15 protein-coding genes and 1 pseudogene are annotated in these 14,407 nt (G+C 38.6%); 7 read left to right on the top strand and 9 right to left on the bottom strand.

Annotation, left to right across the window (positions count from 1 at the left end; all coding sequences use genetic code 11):
* The first annotated feature begins 100 nt into the window (after positions 1 to 100).
* A complete protein-coding gene (gene mobB / locus BT797_RS18755) occupies positions 101 to 640 on the top strand; it encodes a molybdopterin-guanine dinucleotide biosynthesis protein B (RefSeq protein ID WP_045110558.1) in 540 nt (179 codons plus the stop codon).
* Positions 641 to 710: 70 nt separating this feature from the next.
* Here mobB and BT797_RS18750 read toward each other — a convergent pair whose 3' ends face one another.
* Positions 711 to 1,148, bottom strand: a complete 438-nt coding sequence (locus BT797_RS18750; protein ID WP_045110559.1) for a MerR family transcriptional regulator — start codon at positions 1,146 to 1,148, stop codon at positions 711 to 713.
* Positions 1,149 to 1,273: 125 nt separating this feature from the next.
* Between BT797_RS18750 and BT797_RS18745 the strand changes: the two genes are divergently transcribed.
* Positions 1,274 to 1,801: a carboxymuconolactone decarboxylase family protein gene (locus tag BT797_RS18745; RefSeq protein WP_075473141.1), complete on the top strand. Its 528-nt coding sequence runs from the start codon at positions 1,274 to 1,276 to the stop codon at positions 1,799 to 1,801.
* Positions 1,802 to 1,927: 126 nt separating this feature from the next.
* Here the strand turns inward: BT797_RS18745 and BT797_RS18740 are convergent, their stop codons facing one another.
* The 4 genes from BT797_RS18740 to queE form a co-directional block, all read right to left on the bottom strand.
* On the bottom strand, positions 1,928 to 3,304 hold the full coding sequence (locus tag BT797_RS18740; protein ID WP_075473140.1) for a DUF1329 domain-containing protein: 1,377 nt from the start codon (positions 3,302 to 3,304) through the stop codon (positions 1,928 to 1,930).
* Between the two features lie 78 nt (positions 3,305 to 3,382).
* Entirely contained in the window at positions 3,383 to 5,236 is a 1,854-nt protein-coding gene (locus BT797_RS18735; RefSeq protein ID WP_075473206.1) for a DUF1302 domain-containing protein, read from the bottom strand.
* 281 nt (positions 5,237 to 5,517) lie between these two features.
* The gene (locus tag BT797_RS18730) at positions 5,518 to 5,901 is read right to left on the bottom strand and encodes a nuclear transport factor 2 family protein (protein ID WP_075473139.1); all 384 of its coding nucleotides are present in this window, start codon (positions 5,899 to 5,901) and stop codon (positions 5,518 to 5,520) included.
* Between the two features lie 155 nt (positions 5,902 to 6,056).
* Positions 6,057 to 6,725: a 7-carboxy-7-deazaguanine synthase QueE gene (gene queE, locus BT797_RS18725; protein WP_045110563.1), complete on the bottom strand. Its 669-nt coding sequence runs from the start codon at positions 6,723 to 6,725 to the stop codon at positions 6,057 to 6,059.
* A gap of 132 nt (positions 6,726 to 6,857) precedes the next feature.
* Between queE and BT797_RS18720 the strand changes: the two genes are divergently transcribed.
* From BT797_RS18720 to BT797_RS18710, 3 genes are all read left to right on the top strand, one after another.
* Positions 6,858 to 7,253: a CidA/LrgA family protein gene (locus BT797_RS18720; RefSeq protein WP_045110564.1), complete on the top strand. Its 396-nt coding sequence runs from the start codon at positions 6,858 to 6,860 to the stop codon at positions 7,251 to 7,253.
* A complete protein-coding gene (locus BT797_RS18715; protein ID WP_045110565.1) occupies positions 7,250 to 7,939 on the top strand; it encodes an LrgB family protein in 690 nt (229 codons plus the stop codon). Before BT797_RS18720 ends, BT797_RS18715 begins: the two co-directional genes overlap by 4 nt.
* Before the next feature lie 157 nt (positions 7,940 to 8,096).
* Complete coding sequence (locus BT797_RS18710) at positions 8,097 to 8,300, top strand: CPXCG motif-containing cysteine-rich protein (RefSeq protein ID WP_045110566.1); 204 nt, start codon at positions 8,097 to 8,099, stop codon at positions 8,298 to 8,300.
* A 156-nt stretch (positions 8,301 to 8,456) separates the two neighbouring features.
* On the opposite strand, the gene BT797_RS18705 is transcribed toward BT797_RS18710, so the two are convergent.
* Positions 8,457 to 9,062 (bottom strand): riboflavin synthase, encoded by a 606-nt coding sequence (locus tag BT797_RS18705; RefSeq protein WP_045110567.1) that lies wholly within the window; start codon positions 9,060 to 9,062, stop codon positions 8,457 to 8,459.
* A 271-nt stretch (positions 9,063 to 9,333) separates the two neighbouring features.
* On the opposite strand from BT797_RS18705, the gene BT797_RS18700 reads away from it, so the two are divergent.
* Positions 9,334 to 10,710: an MATE family efflux transporter gene (locus BT797_RS18700; protein ID WP_045110568.1), complete on the top strand. Its 1,377-nt coding sequence runs from the start codon at positions 9,334 to 9,336 to the stop codon at positions 10,708 to 10,710.
* A 158-nt stretch (positions 10,711 to 10,868) separates the two neighbouring features.
* Here the strand turns inward: BT797_RS18700 and norR are convergent, their stop codons facing one another.
* A complete protein-coding gene (norR, locus tag BT797_RS18695) occupies positions 10,869 to 12,488 on the bottom strand; it encodes a nitric oxide reductase transcriptional regulator NorR (protein ID WP_075473138.1) in 1,620 nt (539 codons plus the stop codon).
* Between the two features lie 194 nt (positions 12,489 to 12,682).
* Here norR and BT797_RS23495 point away from each other — a divergent pair.
* Positions 12,683 to 13,260, top strand: a pseudogene (locus BT797_RS23495) (NAD(P)/FAD-dependent oxidoreductase); the annotation flags it as partial.
* A gap of 52 nt (positions 13,261 to 13,312) precedes the next feature.
* Here the strand turns inward: BT797_RS23495 and BT797_RS18680 are convergent.
* Entirely contained in the window at positions 13,313 to 13,780 is a 468-nt protein-coding gene (locus BT797_RS18680) for an Sbal_3080 family lipoprotein (RefSeq protein ID WP_045110570.1), read from the bottom strand.
* 87 nt (positions 13,781 to 13,867) lie between these two features.
* Positions 13,868 to 14,368, bottom strand: a complete 501-nt coding sequence (locus BT797_RS18675) for a GNAT family N-acetyltransferase (RefSeq protein ID WP_045110571.1) — start codon at positions 14,366 to 14,368, stop codon at positions 13,868 to 13,870.
* Between the last annotated feature and the right edge of the window lie 39 nt (positions 14,369 to 14,407).

The following is a 14,407-nucleotide window of genomic DNA, read 5'->3' as shown; positions in this document are numbered from 1 at the left end:
TAACTAGATATTGATTTAAAGAGGTCGCTTCTGCGACCTCTTTTTTTTATAATAAATTTAATACAATTTATATTATTCAAATCGTGATCGAGTATTCAACATGGCTTCTTTAAAAAACTTCCCTATTCCCTTACTTGGTTTCGCCGCATTTAGTGGCACAGGAAAAACAACGCTAATCACACAGTTATTACCACAATTAACCGAACTAGGCCTACGTATAGGCATGGTTAAACACAGTCACCATGATATTGAAATGGATAATCCTAACAAGGACAGTTATAAATTAAGAAAGGCTGGTGCTTGCCAAATGGTACTCGCATCACCACATCGCACAATTGTATTTTCAGAACAAGATGAACCCACAGAACCAAAATTAATCACCCAATTGAATTGGCTTAACACCAATGAATTGGATTTGGTGTTAGTCGAAGGATTTCGTCATGAGGCCTTTACAAAAATAGAACTCCATCGCCCTAGCTTAGGCAAACCGATATTAGCAAATGAAGATGCACACATTATTGCCATCGCGTCTGATACAGAAATTGACAAGGAAGCTTTATTAGAAAGAAGTATCAGCTATTTAGACTTAAATGATATAAATGAAATCACTAATTTTATCATGCAATATAGCCGAGAATGATAGATATAATTTCTTCTTGACTGGTTATATCTATCGAGTCCCATAATTCACCAAATTGTCATTCGATAGGTTAAGTTTTACTTAGATGAGTTAGTTCACCTAAGTAATCTTGATAACTTGACTCTATATCCAAATCGCATGCGGATAAATCTGTCATCGCTATCTTTTCTAGCGTTTCAAGTTCAGCTATATTCTCTTGTAATGCAAGTTGCTGCTCACGCAATTCATTCAACCGTGTACGGCTTTGATGTAGCATATACAGCATACGCGGCGCGCTGTCAGGCTTGTCATCGTATAAAGCCAGATAATGCTTTGCTGACTCCAAGCTAATCCCTAAACGTTTACTACGTAAGATAATAATTAAGCGTGCACGTTGACGATAATCATAATACATAAACCGCCCTCGACGTTCGGATTGTAGTAACCCTTTCGTCTCATAAAAACGGATAGCTCGTCGTGTGACTGAAAACTCTTCAGCAAGATCCGCCGCGGTATAATACGTCGTCATTTAATTAAATCCTTATCTAAAAATTGCCTATGTTTTACAAGGAATAATCTACCACAAATTCACCCTATTGCTTAATTTAAACCATAATTAGTGTTGCAAAGCTTATGTATGCATCGAGGTGAGTTATGCGTATTCCAAAATTACAATCAAGCCAATACTCGTGGTTTATACGTCCGATCTTGTGGTTACTTACGAGAAAACAAAATAAGACTTTAAAACCGGCACAAATACTAGGTCGAAAACCTAGGCTATTCGCAGCCATCTTCCTATTATATAAAACTATTAATAGAAAAAGTTCCCCTATTCAACCCTATATTCACGCACTCATGAGTGTGCGCGTGGCACAGTTAAACCAATGTGAGTTCACCATAGAACATGATTCTAAAGTATTACGCAGTCTTAAAGAAAGGTTGAATAAAGATAAGTTATTAGATTGGCAAAATTGCAGTGATTTCAAACCTCAAGAATGTGCGGTACTCGCCTATACCGACGCAATTACAAATACCTCATTACACGTAACCGACAGACATATAGATCAATTACGTTGTTACTACAATGATGATGAAATTGTTGAATTAACAACTATTATTGTATTTCAAAACATGACCACAAAATTCAACACTGCATTTGATGTATGCAGAAAAACAGTGTAGGCATTGAATCCTAGCTTACCCACACCTTAATCGATAAATAAGGGCCTAAAACAAAAAGCGAGAGCGTTAGTACTTTTATTAAGTGCTAAGCTCTCGCTATAATAAAAATTAAGAAATGGATTGCTATTAACGGCCCATACGTTTCAATGCTGACGTAGAGAAATCTTTACGTTTCGCCTTAACGTCAAACTGAATACCTTTACGCTCTTCATTATTTAGACCTGTTACCAAGTAACGACCAGCAATAATATCATAGAGCGTTTCCGCAGCGAACCAGTTCACATCAGCGTTATAATATTGAACTGAATGTGCTTCTGCAACACGCCACAAGTTACCACGTGCATCATAATGGTCAATCACACCTGCTTGCCAACTATCTTCATCAATAAAGAAGTTACGCTGCGCATACACATGACGTTGCCCCTCTTTTACTTTGGCTTGCACTTCCCACACGCGATGCTTTTCATAACGCGTGTATTCCTGGTTAATATGACCTGGCTTCACAATATCTTTATATTCAAGATTGGTAGAAGAAAGATTGTAAGAATTATATGGGATATACAGCTCTTTTTTGCCAATCAGTGTCCAGTTATAGCGATCTGGCGCGCCATTGTACATATCGTAGTTATCTGACGTACGAGAACCTTCTACGCCTATCCCTTCGCCATCATACGACACGTTTGGAGCACGACGAACACGGCGTTGGCCAGAATTATAGATCCATGCTTTACGCGGTTCCTTCACTTGGTCGATAGTTTCATGCACGAGAGCAATCGTACCAGTTAGACGTGCAGGTGCAATAATACGCTGCATGTAATAGAACAAAATATTGTCATCTTTCTTCGCATCACGACCGCCTTTCAGTGCTTCAGGAATGTAAAATTTATCCTGTACTTTTACCGCAGTATAAGCACCGTTACGCTGTACTGGGATAGTTGTAATGACACGTTCGGCGTGACCACCACGATAACGAGTAATATGATTCCAAATGACTTCTAAACCATTTTCCGGAATTGGAAACGGAATAGATATTTTAAAATTGTTTAAACCATTACCACCCGCCGAAAGACTCGTATTTATCGCATTATCTTTAATTGTCGCATAGATATCGTCTGGCTGAGCAAAACTACGACGCGTTTCATAAACAGGCATAGTATAAGTACCAGGATATTTCTTAAACATAGCCAACTGGCCAGGCGTTAAGTTGTCTTTGTATTTATCAACATTGGCAGCTGTAATAACAAACTGCGGCTTATCCGCTGCGAATGGATTCGTCACCCTATCATTTTTGCCAATGTCTGTCCCTAGGATTGCGTTAGTAATGCCGCCTGTCCACGCAGGAATGGAACCGTCAGCATTACCCGCTTTAACCGCACCAACTGGTGTTAATTCTTTCCCTAATTTAGCCGCATCTGCTTCACTCACTTTTGCAAGTGCTGATGCCGAGAATGCCATAGCTACTGAAATCGCCGCCACGCTATATGCTTTATTTAAAATTTTCATATTAAAATCCTTTTCTATAACTTCTATTCGTTCTATCCGTATTAACGCTCTAAAATTTATATACTTATCAATGTCGAATTAGAACGATATACCGACTGCAACAGAAACATAATCACGATCAGAAAGCGGGTTAAAATCACCACCAAACTGTGTATAACTTACTGACATAGAATACATATTTAAGTAGTTCGCTTTAAGTGCGAGATTCACACCAGTACGGCCTTCTTGGAAAGTACCTTGTGGTTCAGGGCTATAACCATACACATCATGAGACCAAGCAACAGATGGTGCTAAATCAACACCAGCGAAAACGTTACGGTAATCCGCTTTTACAGCTAAACGATAGCCAGCACTGTCAGACGTTGTGAAGCCATCATCATCGTCACCTATACCGTCAAAACTTTTACCATAAACAGTTGCACGGCCATATTTAATATCATCATCACCTTCTGGTAAGTCCCATACATGACCATACCCTAATTCAGCAACTGCTGTAATACGGTCTGTACCCAATGCTTTATCAAAGAATTTAATAAATGTTAACTGTGATTGCGTATAATCAAAACGATCGAAACCATCAACAGTTGAACCAGCGGCAGCTTCTTTATATTGCGGTGTTAACGGTGAATCAGGGTCACCAGTTAATGCCGACGCCAATAAATCCGCACCATTAATCTGTAGTGGTAGATCTAATCGATGACTAACCTCACCTGATACAGCCCACTCAGACACGGTTGTATTAAAACTTAAACCAAATAGTTGAATATCTTCTGGATAAACAGTGTGATAGTTGGAATTATATTGCTCTGCCGTCGTACCTAATCCACTCAAATCAGTTCCAACGGGCACAAATGGACTGCTAATTGCTTGCCCATAAGTGTACCCTTGGCCAGGTACAAGTGTATTTGCTAAGCCAGCTTCCGCACTCGCATACGGTAAGCGCGAATGATAGTTCATATAATACAAACCAAACTCAGTCGCATTCAGGCTTTCTGCATAATATTTAAATGCGACACCGAATTGACCATCATTAGATGCCATCTCATCCGTACCCCGAGTCGCATAAATACCTGCATCATATAGACCTTTATCTGTTAAACCAGTGTTAGGATCAACAACGAGCGTATTACAACCTTCAGCTAAATAATCAGCCGTAGAAAAGTAAGTACCACAGCTATCAATCACTGTTGGTTCAAATTCTAATTGATAAAATGCTTCAATACTTAAATTATCAGTTAAACCAACGTTAGCAAAAATCATATTTACGGGTAATAAACCCTCTTTCACTTCTGCGCCGGGACGACGGAAAGCGGCCGCATCGACAGGGTTAACCGCATTAATACCGCCTTGAATGAATGAACTTTCACCCCAGTTAACCACCTGTTTACCAATACGTAAATCAACAGCAGTCTCGCCTAGATAGAAGCCAGTGAAGATATAAGCATCAAGTAATGCGACACCTTTCGACTTAGTTAAGTTATTAAAATCATCATCATTAATAGGTTGATTAGCAACGTAATTATTTGTACCACTACCGTGTATCACATCATTTTTATCTAATGCGTAGTCATACCAATACTTACCACGAACAAAGGCACCAAAAGTTATACCCTCTTCAGTTTCGTACGTTAAACCAAGATCATGAAGTCCCTTAATCGTTTGAGTAAAAGCATCACCTTTAGCGTAATTTAAGTTACCGTCATCACCCGTTGGCGTATTACCAGGTAAACCACCGTTACCTACACCTGCGTTTTTAGCATCTGAGTCTTCAACACGCCAGCTTGAACCCGCAGTAATTTGCGAATTAAATGAACCTTCAACATCACCCCAATTAAATTCAATTGCATGTGGCGCGGCTGTATAGCCTGAGACGATTAGCGCAAGAGCAATTGGTGTTGTTTTAAAGAATTTCTTCTGAACTTTACTTTTCATAATAGTATCCATGCTGCACCTTTAATTTGTTTTCATTCCATTAACAATTAGGTTGTAAGTATTATATTCACATAATACTTTTACCACACAGTGTCAGGTATAGGCTAAACGTGCCAAATTATTGTCAATCCAAGCCAAGAAGATATTTTATGCGAGCCATGTCAAATAATTAAAATAGATATAGAAACTTTATATCGGAGAGAGCCCCCCCTAAAGGGGGGGACAGAGAAATAGTATTAGATAAGTAGGTTAAACATGAATGAACTAACTATACAGATTTGTTAGTTTTTTGTTGCTTGATGGAATCGAAGTCGCCATTTCTCGTTATTAAAGTGCCAAATTGAACTACGTAAGCTACCAGTTTCTTTTACCTTACCATCGTTAATCGAATTCGCTTGATAACAAACCAACATTGTATCAGTTGCCAGTTCAACGACTTTAAAGTGAGTTAAACACCAACGCTGCATCGGTGATTTGGCTAATAACCACGCCACTATCTCGCTACGTGAAGTATAGGTTCCTATTGGTGATATCTCAAATAAATCTGGATGTAAGAAGTCATCGAGCAGTATCGGTGATTGAGAAAAATCAGTATGTAATACAATTTCTTCACGTAGCTTAAAGCTATCGATTAGTCCGGCTTCTGATTTGTCTAAATGATTCATATCTGTCCTACTTTGTATTAATACTTATTGATACTTGGTGGCGATAATCTCTTTATGCCAACTTGGTTGCTCTATTTAACGATGCGTATGTCGCCAATCCCCGCGACTGATCATATAGAGCAGAAAGTAGACGCATATAAACAATTTAAAACCGCTTAATCGATAAAGATATATTTATGCATTTGAACAGACAGTTTCCAGTTACGCTCAATGCATAGTTTGATCGCTAAGTCTGTTGCACGTTTTTGCTGTGAGATAGGCTGTAAACACATAATTTTGTCCTCGGTGTCTATATTCGCGATTAGCTCGTCCAGCTCTTCAATGTGTTTTTCCATTGCGATCACATGTTTAATTTCATTTGCACGACGCAGTGCACTCTGTAGAACCGGTAACTGACCTTTCATCTGGATCTTTGGTGATACTGTCACCCAAGTCGTATCTGTTGCGCGAACTTCGGATGTTCCCGAAGTCTCGATTTGACAGAAATACCCTGCTTGTTCTAATTCACCCGTTAATTCAACAAGATCATATTGGCAAGGTTCACCACCAGAAATAACAATATGCTTTGCAACAAAACCATTTTTTTGTATCATGGCAATGAATTCTTGTGCAGTAAAGTTCGCCCAATGTGGTTTATCATCGCAAGCTTTGTTTACCGCTTGTTGTGACACTTGCATCTCGGGATCAACCGTCCAAGTTTGTTTCGTATCACACCAAGAACAACCTACATCGCACCCTTGTAGGCGAATAAAGATGACGGGATAACCAGTAAAATGGCCTTCACCTTGTACTGTTTCAAAAATTTCATTAACCGGATACTGCATTTTTATAACCTAATAAACTTCAAGTAACGTTTATTATATCATCTGACCTGTATATTTTTAACATTTTATATAGGACGCTTTCGATCGCACAGTAATTGCTTAGCAATCGCATAATTAGTAGGTAGGTAATCAATGAAAATATGGCTGTATAATATTTTCACTATTTTTTGTTTTGTTATTTTAGGTCGAGGGGTTAGTCTATTATTACCTGTCGAATTTCCTTCAAGTATCATTGGCTTATTACTTTTATTTATCGCATTAAGCAGTGGTATATTAAAGCAAAAATATGTAGAGAAAGTGTGCCTTCAACTTAATCGTCACATAGGTATCTTATTTGTACCCGCAGGTGTAGCTCTCATGGGTTATTTTGATTTAGTGCAACAAAACTTACTGCCTCTCATCATGGCGAGTTTCATTGGTACTGTCGTTATCTTTCTTACCGTTGGACATACCTACTGCTATTTAAATCGAGCAAGTGCCGCTAAATCAAATAAAGCACTAAATGAAAAACAAGGTGATGATAAATGATCGTGTATTTAGCTATCCCAATAACCCTTGTTATCTATTTTCTGGCGCAATGGGTCTATAAGAAAACTACACTTGCGCTCTTTAACCCAATCCTACTTTGTATTGGTATGTTAATTACTATCATGATTGTATTTGGATTTAACCTTGAAGAATACGAACAAGGTACAACGATATTAACGCGTTTGCTCGAACCTGCCGTTATTGCCCTCGCCTTTCCTTTATATCAACAGTTTATCCATGTTAAAGCAAAAATAGTACCTGTATTAATTGCCTGTAGTGTTGGCGTGATTGTCGGGTTAGTTGTAACCACATTCGTCGCAATCAGCTTTTCTGCATCACCAGAGATTGTCGCCTCACTTGCGCCTAAAGCGGTTACATCACCAATTGCAATGGCAATTAGTGAAACTATTGGCGGGATCCCTGCGATTTCTGCAATCATGGTTATTATGGTCGGCATATTTGGTAATGTCTGCGCACCTTTCTTATTGAAACATTTACGAATTCGTACACCCGAAGCGCAAGGACTTGCAATTGGTGCTGGTTCACATGTTATTGGTACTTCAAAGGCGATGGAATTGAGTCGTACTCACGGTGCGTTTAGTACCACGGCATTACTCATTAGCGGTGTATTAACATCTATTATTGCACCAGTGCTCTACCCTTACCTACTCATATGGATGCTCTAGCACAACCGCATTAAAGATCCATTATTTATGGTACTGATATCGAGAGGTGTCAGTACCTTTTCATCGTAATTCATACCTAACACTCTAAACATGCAAAAGTACAATCTTCAGCTAAAATAAGCTTAGAAGATGCGATATATAACCTGCGGAGGTTATCATGAAACAATTTTCCCATAGAACAGTTGTATGTCCACATTGTGGTCAATTTATCACGGCTGACATTGATGCCAGTAATGGCTCTCAAGATTTTTATGATGAGTGCAGTGCCTGCTGCAATAGTATTCACTTTAAGTTATTGCATGATCAAGCTCATGAGAAGTTTGAATTATTCATTGATGCAGATGATGAGCAAATATTTTAAATAATAAGCTTTAAATAAAATACTTTTGATATAGATGAGATCGTATTAGAAATGTTCGTTAATTTAGAGCGATACGGTACGCTTGAATAAAGATTGCTAAACCTGAATATCGCTCTTTTGATGCCATGTTCTATCAACAATACAAGATAACGCTCATTATTTATTTACCATCATACGTTCGACAGTATCAACTATCGCTTGTGTCTGGCTGTCAATTTCGATGTTTACAAACTGACCGACACGACGACTTCCTAGGTTCGTTACAGATAACGTTTCAGGTATTAAATGCACCCAGAAATGACCATCAGCTACATCACCTAGTGTTAGGCTAATACCATCAATCGAAATAAAGCCTTTTGGTAATACGTATTTTTGCCATTCAGGGGCTATTTGAAAACAAATATCACAATTCGTTTCAGTTCGGCTAATGGTGACAATTTTAGCTTGTGTATGTACATGACCCGACAATAAATGTCCGCCAATCTCATCGCCAAACTTAGCAGCACGTTCTAGATTAACTTCATCGCCGATTTCAAGGTCAACAAGGTTAGTTACTTTCAGTGTTTCTTCAATAACGTCAAAGCAAACACTGTTGTCATTCATCTTTACTACCGTCAAGCATGTACCGTTATTCGCGATACTTGCGCCGATAACTAAACCGTCTTGATGTACTTTATCTAGCGCAACTTCTAACGTATGTAATTGCTCTTTTTTGTCGATACTAATAATCTTTGCTTTTCTTTGTACAATGCCAGTAAACATAAATAACCTTTATCACTACTTGAACGAATAGACCTAACTATATCGTGTTAGTTTAGATAATTCATCTAGTTAATGACCAGATATTAATATCAATAAAATAAATTTAAATACATCTTTAAATACTAGCCATAAAGGATTATTATGCTCCTAGCTGGATCAGGTATACCCTCACGAACGCGAATATCACAACATTCATAACCAATTCTTTCGTTTTCAGCAACATCAATTCTTAAAGTACACAATATCACAACCCTAAATATTCGGAGTATCAGTGCAGAAGTATCGATCTGAGGTTTCTAAATTATTCAAACTAATGGTTCCAATTTTGATCGCACAACTTGCGTTCACTGTAATGGGCTTTGTTGATACCGTAATGGCTGGCGCAGTCAGTGCAACAGATATGGCGGCGGTCGCGATTGCCAACAGTATTTGGTTCCCAGTACTCATGTTTTTGATCGGCATTTTAATGGCTATCACCCCTATCGTTGCGCAACTCTATGGTGCTAAGAAGAAAAATCAAATTGCACAAGTTGTTCAACAAGGCATCTGGTTTGTATTAATCACCTTTCTACCTATGATGGCGCTACTGTATTACAGCCCTATGATCCTTGAGTTCATGCACGTTGAAGATAGATTGGCCGAACTAACAACAGGTTATTTACGTGTTATTTCATTAGCATTACCTTTTGCATGTGGTTATCAAGTATTTCGTAGCTACCATGAAGGCTTAGGTATTACCAAACCAACTATGGTGATTGGTTTAATTGGTATCATGGTAAACGTACCTGCAAACTACATCTTCATTAATGGCCATTTTGGTATGCCTGCACTCGGTGGTGTTGGTTGTGCTGTTGCATCTGCATTAGTATTTGTTGCTATGTGTTTTTCGATGATTGCTTATAGCTACTTCCATAAAGACTTTAAAGAGATTGAATTATTCGATCAAGTTTATGGTATCGATAAAAAAGAAATGTCACACATCATTAGTGTTGGTTTCCCAATTGCCGCATCTATGTTCTGTGAAGTAACCTTATTTGCAGTTGTGTCTATTCTGTTAGCACCGCTTGGCGCGATTACGGTTGCAGCACATCAAGTTGCGTTAAATTTCTCATCAATGGTCTTCATGCTACCACTTAGTATTGGTATTGCAGCGACAATTACCGTTGGCCAATATGTGGGGGAGAAAAAACCACTACAGGCTAAGTTTGCCAGTATCACTGCGATGTGGATGGGTGTTGGTTTTTCTGTTATCACAGCGATCTTCACCATTATATTGCGTAACGAGATTGCAGAAATTTATACCGAAGATATAACCACTATTAATATTGCAACAGGTTTAATGTTGATCGCCGCTGTATATCAAATTTCGGATGCAGTTCAGGTTATTGCAGCTGGCGCATTACGCGGTTATAAAGAAACAAGTGTAATCTTTTATATCACCCTATTCTCTTATTGGGCTGTAGGCATGACAATTGGTTATACGCTGGCATTAACAGATTTAATTGTACCAGCAATGGGCGCAGCTGGTTTTTGGATTGGCTTTATTTCGGGTCTAACAATGGCGGCGATATTATTATCGATTAGACTTGCGAGTGTTTATAAGAAAACAACGCAAGGTCATACACTTGGACTCGCGGCAACCGCTTAATCGCGATTACTTTACTATTTGGTTAGCAAAATACCGTTAATTAATAAGACTTTTTTAGAGCACTAAATAAGAGAAGAGTTAACAAGGCGGCAGAGATTCACATCTCTACCGCCTTTTTATACGATTTTTATTAAAGTTGAATTAAACGTACACATTATTTACTGAATATCTAGTCGCTTCATCAAGCGGTGTAAATTACTTCTATCAACCCCTATCGCACGCGCTGTTGCCGCCGAGTTACCGTTATTTTCAACTAACATATTTTTGATAAATTGAGTTTGAAAATCGTCGGTTATTTGCTTTAAGTTATTATCATTAGCACTAGGGTTGATCACAATTTCGTCTTGTCCGACATTGCTATCATCCGACATAGCAGCCGATCTATCCATCGATATAGAAAATCCTAATTTACTGCCATCATTGGCTGTTTCTATATCTAAATCACTGCTTTCTAGTATCACAACGCGATCATCTTTGCGGTTACGAGCAGCAGCACGCAATGATGCTCTACTCAATAGATGTTCTAGTTCTCGCACGTTACCAGGCCATTCATACCTCAATAATGCACGTTCTGCGTCTTTGGCCAACGTTAAGTTATTAATACCGACTTTGCGTTGGATCTTAGCAAGAAAGTTACCAGCTAATAACAAAATATCATTACCGCGTTCACGCAAGCTTGGCACTTTTAATGGGTATACAGTGAGACGATGGTACAAGTCATCTCTAAAACGTCCTTCTGCAACCTCTTTAGCTAAGTCTCGGTTCGTCGCTGTAATTAAGCGAACATCAACCTTATGTGGCTTATCACTGCCTAAACGTTGGAGCTCACCAAATTGAATAACCCGTAATAATTTGGCTTGAATAGACATAGGCAATTCACCAATCTCATCTAAAAATAACGTACCACCATCAGCAAGTTCAAATTTACCTAAACGGTTTTTAGTTGCGCCGGTAAATGCACCTGCAACATGGCCAAACAGCTCACTTTCGACCATTGTTTCGGGTAATGCAGCGCAGTTAACTGTAATTAACGCTTCATTTGCACGTTTTGATGCCATATGAATTCGACGCGCGACTAGCTCTTTACCCGAACCAGATTCACCATATATCAATGCAGCTAAGTCAGAATCAGCCACTAAGTCAATTTCTAAATTAAGCATGTTCATCGCTGAACTTGAGCCGATCATGTCCTCACTGAATTTCTCGCTAATTAAACTAGCAGTCACTTGCTCTTGTCGTTGCACTCTTTGGTCTAATGCAAAGATTAAATTGGCGGTTTTTATCACGACTTCGGTCAAGCCGATCATGGAGTTTAGGATTTGTGGGTCGAGGAAATCGAAGCGTTGTGGATTAAGCGCATCCATCGTGACAATACCCCATGGCTTGTTATCAATCACTAAAACCGCGCCCATACAATCATGGACATTAAGTTGTCCATCTGGCGTTTGGATCAAACCATCATAAGGATCGGGCAGATCACAGGCTGCATCAAAACGGAGTACTTTTTTTTGTACTTCATTTTCGTAGTTAGCTAGAATCTGCTCAAATCTTGGATGTTCTGCAATGGGAAAATGTCGCCCCATTGCTTCTATTTGCAAACCGTTGGCCGATTTAGGCACCAAATTATCGCCTTCCAGCTTGAGTAATACGCACGCGTCACATAAAAAAATATCCCGCCATGCCTGCAATAATCGGTTATATCTTTGGTGCTTAGGTAGTTCTCGAGAAAGGTCATAGATAATTGTATCTATACTCTCGATAAAACGGATGTTTTCCATTGTAACTAATCCTTAAATCGGTCATTCGATAAGTATTAGTTATAGCACCGAGTAGTCATAGTGACAACGTAAAAATTATATAATTATATTTTTCATAAAAACCAATAAGTTAAATAACCATTTTAGAGTTACAAATCAACCAGCCGGAGTAAGACTCGACATAAAAAGGAATTCTTTGTGTCTTCAGCACTACTATTATCGAAAAATCGACATTCCCACGATTTTCTATGGGCGAAAGTTTATTGCCCGCGTGTATGGAATCTCTTAAAAAAGCCGATATGTTTGATGTTGTGAACGCCGCTGGTTTCCAGTTTAAAAATGGCGCAGCTTTTCATGCTTCAGGCAAATACACTGAGTTTGATTTTACAGATAAATACACACCTGGTGAAGGTACTACATTCCAAGTGCAACGTGGACATTAACCATCTTAGATAAAGATAAAAATAGCTATGAAATAGACGCTGATTTTATCCTTGATGCCAGTGGCTTTAGCCGTGTATTACCGCGTTTACTCGAACTAGAAGAACCATCAACACAGCCTCCAAGACGCGCGATCTTTACTCATATTGAAGATAACATTACTGCCAGTCACTTTGACCGTAATAAGATCTTAATTTCCGTGCATCCAGACGACTGTAAAGTTTGGTATTTGATAATTCCATTTAGTAACGGTACCTGTTCATTTGGTGTTGTGGGTGAGTTTTTAGATCCTGTATTCTCATCTGGAATGACGATTGCGATGAAATCAGCTGAGCTTGCAACTGACTTATTAATAACGAAACCTTCCTCTGCCATTGAGGAAGGTTAATAATTGAGCTTAACTATTATATTTCACCAGAGCTGATTTTAGCTTGTGCTTCTTCAACGGTTTGCTGACCAAATAAAATTTCCATCATTGATTTAATTCGCTTATCGTCATCACCAAATTTATCAAGGTTACCGCTATTTGGTGCCTTAAATTCGACTTCACCGATGATATAATTATTTTTCAACGCTTTAACGTCCGCATCGGCGATGAAAGTAACAAGATCCCAGCTCCAGCGTGAAACATACGTCAATGTCACTTCTTCTGGATTCGGCGGAGTACCATCATTTACGACTGTACAAGTGTGATCAGTTTCTACGCACCATTCTTTCATTGTGTCTAAAAACACAGCGCGAGTAGCATCGTCTTTTACAATCGTAATATTCTTAGATTGATGTACTGGCGAAATTGGTGTCGCAGAATATTTAGGCGCAGCGCAAGCAGTGAGAAGTATAGGTAACGACAAAATCAACAACGTCTTATTCATAATTAAATCCTTTTAACAAAAGACTCATTATACATAAGTTAGATTAATTTACTTGCAAAACAATGACTTCATTATATTTTAAAATACCTATAGTAGCTTTTCTATCAGTACTTCATCGATATATTTACCGCGGATTTTAGCATGCTTTTTAGCTACGCCTATTACTTCGAATCCCTGCTTTAGATACGTTGCTAATACATCTTGGTTATCATCCCGAACATAAGCAAACAGTTTTTCATAACCTTTGGATCTTGCTAGCTCAAACGTGGCGTTAAATAAGCTGGATGCAATGCCCTGCCTTCTATAGCTACTATCAACATAGGTGCCGATGATACCAACATGATCAAATGCATGGGTATACGTTGCAAACGGTTCCACGTTTTGAAAACCGACGATGGTTAATACTTCTGAGTTTAGAGCAACATTAAAGACCCCTCTTTCAGGAAAGTCTTGGATAAATTGCTCTTCCTCCTCACGTGAAAAGGTTGTGTCGAGAATCGTATAAAGACCAGCCTCGACAATAGGGTTCAATATGTCGATGATTCCTTGCGAATCTTCTTTTTTAACGTCTCTAATGATCAGTTTCATTTTTTTCCTTTAAAATATGAATAATGTGCCGACAGTTCA

The sequence above is a fragment of the Moritella viscosa genome (genome assembly GCF_900120065.1).
Classification (GTDB): Bacteria; Pseudomonadota; Gammaproteobacteria; order Enterobacterales; family Moritellaceae; genus Moritella; species Moritella viscosa.
The sequence above is the reverse complement of the archived record's forward strand: the minus strand, read 5'-3'. Positions and strand labels throughout refer to the sequence as shown.